This window comes from Rhodoferax sp. OV413, from assembly GCF_945881795.1.
Taxonomy (GTDB): Bacteria; Pseudomonadota; Gammaproteobacteria; order Burkholderiales; family Burkholderiaceae_C; genus Allorhodoferax.
Genome location: NZ_CAMCVG010000108.1, coordinates 1 through 5,977, shown reverse-complemented (window position 1 = coordinate 5,977; position 5,977 = coordinate 1). Strand labels below are relative to the sequence as shown.

The window sequence follows — 5,977 nt, the reverse complement described above, 5'->3', positions numbered from 1 at the left end:
GAGTAATCTTGTTGCTTGCGGTTGTTGAAGAGTGCGGCATACCCGTGACATAAAACTGCAGGGTCACTTCTGAAGCACGGACCCCTTATTCGACAGTAACGCTAACGCTATATCCATTTGCCTTAAGCAACGCGTGCTGCTTGGCTTGCGCCAGATCGCTCGCCACCATCTCCTCACACATCTCCAGAGCTGTAATCTCCGGCACCCAACCCAGCTTGGCTTTTGCCTTGGCGGGATCGCCAAGCAGGGTTTCGACTTCCGCTGGCCGGAAATAGCGGGGATCGATCTTGACGACGGGCTTGTCTTCCCAATATCCCACTTCGTCCACTCCCGCGCCCTCCCACCGGATGGTCTTAGCTAAGGCTTGCGAGGTCCACTCAATGAACTGCCGCACGCTGTATTGCTTACCCGTGGCAATCACGAAATCCTCGGGCTTGTCTTGCTGCAACATGAGCCACTGCATGCGGACGTAGTCTTTGGCGTGACCCCAATCGCGCAGGGCGTCGATGTTGCCCATGTACAAGCAGTCCTCCAGGCCCTGGCTGATATTGGCCAGGCCGCGGGTGATCTTGCGGGTCACGAAGGTTTCGCCGCGGCGCGGGCTCTCGTGGTTAAACAAAATCCCGTTGCAGGCGTAAATTCCATACGCCTCGCGGTAATTCACCGTAATCCAATACGCATACATTTTTGCCACCGCGTAGGGGCTGCGGGGGTAGAAAGGCGTGGTCTCGCGCTGCGGAGTTTCTTGCACCAGGCCATAGAGCTCGCTGGTGGAGGCTTGGTAAAAGCGGGTTTTCTTCTCCAGACCCAAGATGCGGATGGCCTCTAGCAAACGCAAGGTGCCGATTGCATCTACATCGGCGGTGTATTCGGGGCTCTCAAAGCTCACCGCAACATGGCTTTGGGCGCCTAGGTTGTAAATCTCGTCCGGCTGGGTTTCTTGGACGATGCGGACCAGGTTGCTGGTGTCGCTCAAATCGCCGTAATGCAGCTTGAAGCGCGCATTTTCGATGTGCGGATCTTGATAGATATGGTCCACCCGGTCGGTATTAAAGCTGGACGAACGGCGCTTGATGCCGTGCACCGTGTAACCTTTTTCCAGCAAAAACTCAGCAAGGTACGAGCCGTCTTGGCCGGTAATGCCGGTAATCAGGGCAACTTTGGCTGTTGCCACTTGAGTTTGCGTTTCCATTTGCGAACTATTCATAGTTGATACTCAAAAAATCTTGGTACGCGAGGCGAAGGCCGTCTTGCAACGCGACGCGGGGCTGCCAGCCTAATGTTTTGAGTCTCGCGCTGTCCATCAGCTTGCGGGGTGCGCCGTCGGGCTTGCTGCTGTCGAACCCGATGGCACCAGAGTAACCCACCGTCTGGCTCACCAAGTGCGCCAACTCGGAGATCGGAACGTCGTCTCCACAGCCCACATTGATATGGCTCTGCATGGGGGATGTGTGCTTTGCATATTCTTCATGCGGCAAGTTCATCACATGAACACAGGCTGCGGCCATGTCATCCACAAACAAAAATTCTCGCCTTGGCGTGCCACTGCCCCAAACACTCACAGAGGGATCGCCACGCTCTTTGGCCTCGTGAAACCTGCGAATCAACGCAGGTATAACGTGGCTGTTTTCGGGGTGGTAGTTGTCACCCGGGCCGTACAGATTGGTGGGCATGACGCTGCGGTAGTCGATGCCATGGCTTTGACCATACTGCCGGTTGTAGCTCTCGCACAGCTTGATGCCAGCAATTTTTGCAATCGCATAGGGCTCATTGGTCGGCTCCAAAGTGCCGGTGAGCAATGCGCTCTCTGCCATGGGCTGAGGCGCCAAGCGGGGGTAGATGCAGCTGCTGCCAAGAAACAATAGCTTTTTAACGCCGTTACGAAATGCAGCCTCCACCACATTGGCCTGCATCATCAGGTTTTGGTAGATAAAGTCTGCCGGGTAGGTGTTGTTGGCATGAATTCCTCCCACCTTGGCTGCTGCGAGGTAAACCTGCGTGGGCCGCTCGGTTTCAAAAAATTGGTTGACCGCCGCCTGGTTGCACAAATCCAGTGCCAAATGCGGGCGAACCAGCAAATCGGCTGATTCAACGCCACCTGCCAGCAGCGTCCTGACAATTGCTGAGCCGACCATGCCGCGGTGGCCAGCTACAAAGATTTTGGGCTTCGGATTCATTCGCAAATTCAGATTTGTTGAGCATTATCGACTCTGCTCCGCCCCGTACAGGGACGGCTCCTTAACGAAGAGCGCCGTAAGATGAAGACTTAACCGGCGCGAAGGCATTTTTACTACGCCGCTGATTCACTTGAGAGAACAAAATGACTGATCTACAAACCACCTTCGCGTCCGCCGTTGCCGAGTCCAAAAACCTGAGCGAGCGGCCGGACAACGCAACCTTGCTCAAAATTTACGCGCTCTACAAGCAAGCGACCGTGGGCGACAACGCCGAGGCCAAGCCGGCGTTTGCCGACATGGTGGGGCGTGCCAAGTGGGATGCCTGGATTGGCGTCAAAGGCCTGAGCGCAGAGGACGCGATGCAGCAGTACATCGACCTGATTGAATCACTAAGCTGAAGGCGATGAAGGCGCCAGCAGCACGTCGAGGTTTTTGGAGATTTCTGCCTCGATTTTTTCTTTGAATGCCCGCAACAAAAAGCCTAGCTGTGCGCTGAGCTCGAAACTCTCGGGGCCCACGCTCAATGTGCCGTTGACGCCGGACCTTTTGAAGCTCAATATGTCCTGAACTTCGCCTTCGGTGTAAGTGCATTCCATGCCGAAGTCGCGCCAGGCCTGCTCTGCCCAATCGCGGGCTACATTGCGCGCGGCCTCCAAACCAAGGCTATGGGCTCGCAATAGGTGTAAATCCGCCACGGGGTTCGCCTCCTCTGGGTATGCTGTGGTTGTTAATGCTGTGATGGCTGCGGTCGCAATTGCGGTCGCAGCTGTCGGTCGCATAAACGGTCATCTTAATGAAGCAAAGGCGGTTGTCCCCATGCTGTACAAATTCAAATCCAAAGTTGCCAGCGATGTGATCATGCTCGAGCCCAACGGGCGGCAGATTCTGCAGCTGTGGGGCCGCACCGATGCGGCGAGCCAGCAAAAGGGCATCCTGCTCGCTGCAGACCTACCCGCAGCCATCAGCGCGCTGGAAGAGGCTGTGGCCCAAGAAGAGTCGCGCCGTGTTCAGGCCGCATTGGCTGAACCTTGGGCACAAGAAAAGGGGGAAGACAGCGCCCCCTCCGGCGTCAGCCTGCGGCAGCGGGCTGCTCCCCTACTCGATATGGCGCGACGCAGCCTGGCGGCGGGCAAAGACATCACCTGGGGCGCCTGACCCCAGCGCGGAGTCCGCAGTGTCAGACGCGGGGCAGCGCCCGTTTAGTCGGCGTAAACGCCGGCCGCCTTGATGATGGGCGTCCACTTGGCGATTTCAGAGGCCACAAACTTCTTGTGTTCTGCGGGCTCCACGCGCTTGTCGGAAACCACCACTGCGCCCAAGCCTTCTTGCTTCTTGACGAAGTCTGCGTCTTTAAGGGCCGCCTTGAGCGCTGTGTTCAGCTTGGCCTGAATGTCGGCAGGCGTGCCCTTGGGGGCGTACAGGCCGTGCCAGATGGTCACTTCAAAGTTGGCCAGGCCTTGACTTTGCAGGGTAGGCAGGCTCCTCAACGCGGCGGTCGTAAGGGGCTTGGAAGTGGTCACCGCATAGGCGTTGACCTTCTTGCCCTCGATTTGCTGGCTGGTGTTAGTGGTCTGGTCGCACAGCAGGTCTATTTGTCCGCCGATCAAATCGGTCATTGCAGGCGCGGTGCCTTTGTAGGGCACGGTGGTCATGTCCACCTTGATAGCGTTTTGGAACAGCAAACCGCACAGGTGTGACGCGGAGCCGATGCCCGCGTTGCCCAGGTTGACCTTGCCCACGTTCTGGCCAATCCATGTGGTCAGCTCTTTGTAGGTCTTGGCTGGCAGGTCGGGCTTGCCAATCAAGGTCATGGGCACATCGTTGATCATGCCCAGGTACTCAAAGTCGGACTCCACCTTGAAAGGCATGTTGCGCAGCAGGCCGGGCATGGTGCCCATGGCAATGTGGTTGAGCAACAGGGTGTAGCCGTCCGGCGCGGCCCTGGCGACCTTGCTGGTGCCGATGGAGCTACCCGCGCCTGCGGTGTTGTCGATGACGATGCTCACATCCCCCAGTTGCTTGCGCAGAGACTCGCCCAGATCGCGGGCTACGCGGTCGGTCGGTCCGCCGGCGGCGAAAGGCACCACGATGGTGATGGGCTTGGAGGGGTAGGTGTCGGCAGAGGCGGACATGGCCACCAAAGCGGCTGCAACGGCGATGATTTTTTTCATGGGAATCTCCTGTAGTGAGGGCGTGAGTCTATCCAGCGCAGTAATAACCCGTACTGAGGAAACTACCTAGCCCACGGGTCACGGGGGGTTTTGCAGAAAGTTAGCGGTAACTACGTGCGTCTTCGATCACCTTGCCGTCATTTGGCAAGCCGCCGGGCGCGAGCAGCTCTACGTCCCCGCGCAGCTTGGTCACCTCGCGCACCGCCTCGGCTACGCGCTGGGCCAAGCCCTCAGGCTGGCCTTGCACCTCCAGCATCAGGGTCATCTGGTCGTTGGCCATTTCACCGCTCACCACCAGTCGCGCCTTCTGGACTTCGGGAAAGCGCTTGGCCACCTCGTCCACCTGCTTGGGATGCACAAACATGCCGCGCACTTTGGTGGTCTGGTCAGCCCGGCCCATCCAGCCCTTGATGCGGGTGTTGGTTCGGCCGGTGGGGCAGGGGCCTGCCAACGCCGCAGACAGGTCGCCGGTACCAAAACGGATCAGCGGGTATGCAGCGTTCAGGCTGGTGACCACCAGCTCGCCCACCTCGCCTTCGGGAACCGGGTCTCCCGTGCCGGGGCGGACAATCTCCACAATGACCTGCTCGTCGAGCACCAGGCCCTCGCGCGCGCTTGTCTCGTAGGCAATCAGACCCAAATCCGCCGTGGCATAGCACTGGTAACCGTCCACCCCGTGGGCGGCAAACCAGTCGCGCAGCGAGGGCGGATAGGCCTCGCCGCCGAACATGGCTTTTTTTACGCTGGGCAGCGCCACGCCCATCTCCAGCGCCTTCTCGAGGATGATTTTCAAAAAGCTCGGCGTGCCGATATAGCCCGCGGGTTGCAGCTCCGCCATGGCTTGCACCTGCTGCTCGGTCTGGCCGGTGCCGCCCGGGAAAACAGTACAGCCCAGCGCGTGGGCGCCGGTCTCCATCATCGAACCCGCAGGGACAAAGTGGTAGCTGAAGCTGTTGTGAATAAGCTCCCCGGGCCGGAAGCCCGCTGCAAAAATAGCCCGCGCCATGCGCCAGTAGTCGCGCGCCGTGCCCTCGGGCTCGTAAATCGGGCCCGGGCTGGCAAACACGCGCGGCATGGCGCTGCCGAATCCCACCGCGCTGAAGCCGCCGAACACGTTACCCCCCGCCTGCCGCGCAGATTGCTGCAGCGCCTGCAACTCCGACTTGCGGGTCACCGGCAGGCGGGCGAGTGCTGCGCGGTCCACGACGGACGCGGCATCCACGCCCTGCAAGATGTCGGCGAATGCCGGGCTGTGCTGCTGAGCATGGGCGACCTGGCGTGGCAGCGCCGCCATGTGGGCGGCCTCGCGCTCGGCGGGTTGGCGCGTTTCCAGGGCGTCGTAGGCGGGATTCATAAACTCTCCGTCGGCAAATATGCTATTGAATTAGGAGCTGCTCGCGCATACTGCATAAGCGCTAGAGCCGATTTAGGTGTGATTTTTCAGGCCAGCCAGCGTTTGCGGCGCTTGTAGCTCTTGACGTCTTTGAAGCTCTTGCGCTCACCGCCGCCCACGCCGAGGTAGAACTCTTTGACGTCTTCGTTGCTGCGCAAGTCGGCAGCTGCGCCGTCCATCACCACCCGCCCGCTTTCCATGATGTAGCCGTAGTCGGCGTATTTCAGGGCCATGTT

At 59.3% G+C, this 5,977-nt stretch carries 7 protein-coding genes and 1 pseudogene; 2 read left to right on the top strand and 6 right to left on the bottom strand.

Annotated features, from left to right (window positions below; translation table 11 throughout):
* Nucleotides 1-85: 85 nt before the first annotated feature.
* Nucleotides 86-1,192 carry a GDP-mannose 4,6-dehydratase gene (gmd, locus tag Q0O05_RS10920; RefSeq protein WP_293663002.1) on the bottom strand — a complete coding sequence of 369 codons (1,107 nt, stop codon included), beginning with the start codon at nucleotides 1,190-1,192 and terminating at the stop codon, nucleotides 86-88.
* 7 nt (nucleotides 1,193-1,199) lie between these two features.
* Nucleotides 1,200-2,177: a GDP-L-fucose synthase gene (locus Q0O05_RS10915; RefSeq protein WP_293663001.1), complete on the bottom strand. Its 978-nt coding sequence runs from the start codon at nucleotides 2,175-2,177 to the stop codon at nucleotides 1,200-1,202.
* 143 nt (nucleotides 2,178-2,320) lie between these two features.
* Here Q0O05_RS10915 and Q0O05_RS10910 point away from each other — a divergent pair, with 143 nt between their 5' ends.
* Nucleotides 2,321-2,575 (top strand): acyl-CoA-binding protein, encoded by a 255-nt coding sequence (locus Q0O05_RS10910; protein ID WP_293662999.1) that lies wholly within the window; start codon nucleotides 2,321-2,323, stop codon nucleotides 2,573-2,575.
* Here Q0O05_RS10910 and Q0O05_RS10905 read toward each other — a convergent pair.
* Nucleotides 2,567-2,872, bottom strand: coding sequence for a polyhydroxyalkanoic acid system family protein (locus Q0O05_RS10905; protein WP_293662997.1), 306 nt, complete (start codon nucleotides 2,870-2,872; stop codon nucleotides 2,567-2,569). The two genes, Q0O05_RS10910 and Q0O05_RS10905, sit on opposite strands and share 9 nt — an antisense overlap.
* Before the next feature lie 121 nt (nucleotides 2,873-2,993).
* On the opposite strand from Q0O05_RS10905, the gene Q0O05_RS10900 reads away from it, so the two are divergent.
* Complete coding sequence (locus Q0O05_RS10900; protein WP_293662995.1) at nucleotides 2,994-3,332, top strand: DUF1840 domain-containing protein; 339 nt, start codon at nucleotides 2,994-2,996, stop codon at nucleotides 3,330-3,332.
* A gap of 44 nt (nucleotides 3,333-3,376) precedes the next feature.
* On the opposite strand, the gene Q0O05_RS10895 is transcribed toward Q0O05_RS10900, so the two are convergent.
* From Q0O05_RS10895 to Q0O05_RS10885, 3 genes and pseudogenes are all read right to left on the bottom strand, one after another.
* Nucleotides 3,377-4,348, bottom strand: a complete 972-nt coding sequence (locus Q0O05_RS10895; protein WP_293662993.1) for a tripartite tricarboxylate transporter substrate-binding protein — start codon at nucleotides 4,346-4,348, stop codon at nucleotides 3,377-3,379.
* Nucleotides 4,349-4,448: 100 nt separating this feature from the next.
* Nucleotides 4,449-5,702 carry an AMP-binding protein gene (locus Q0O05_RS10890; protein ID WP_293662991.1) on the bottom strand — a complete coding sequence of 418 codons (1,254 nt, stop codon included), beginning with the start codon at nucleotides 5,700-5,702 and terminating at the stop codon, nucleotides 4,449-4,451.
* Nucleotides 5,703-5,788: 86 nt separating this feature from the next.
* Nucleotides 5,789-5,977: pseudogene (locus Q0O05_RS10885) on the bottom strand (ABC transporter ATP-binding protein); the annotation flags it as partial.

Excerpts from the sequence above, each read along its gene's own strand:
- gmd (WP_293663002.1), bottom strand. The coding sequence starts at position 1,192 with ATGGAAACGCAAACTCAAGTGGCAACAGCCAAAGTTGCCCTGATTACC.
- Q0O05_RS10915 (WP_293663001.1), bottom strand. The coding sequence starts at position 2,177 with ATGAATCCGAAGCCCAAAATCTTTGTAGCTGGCCACCGCGGCATGGTC.
- Q0O05_RS10910 (WP_293662999.1), top strand. The coding sequence starts at position 2,321 with ATGACTGATCTACAAACCACCTTCGCGTCCGCCGTTGCCGAGTCCAAA.
- Q0O05_RS10900 (WP_293662995.1), top strand. The coding sequence starts at position 2,994 with ATGCTGTACAAATTCAAATCCAAAGTTGCCAGCGATGTGATCATGCTC.
- Q0O05_RS10895 (WP_293662993.1), bottom strand. The coding sequence starts at position 4,348 with ATGAAAAAAATCATCGCCGTTGCAGCCGCTTTGGTGGCCATGTCCGCC.
- Q0O05_RS10890 (WP_293662991.1), bottom strand. The coding sequence starts at position 5,702 with ATGAATCCCGCCTACGACGCCCTGGAAACGCGCCAACCCGCCGAGCGC.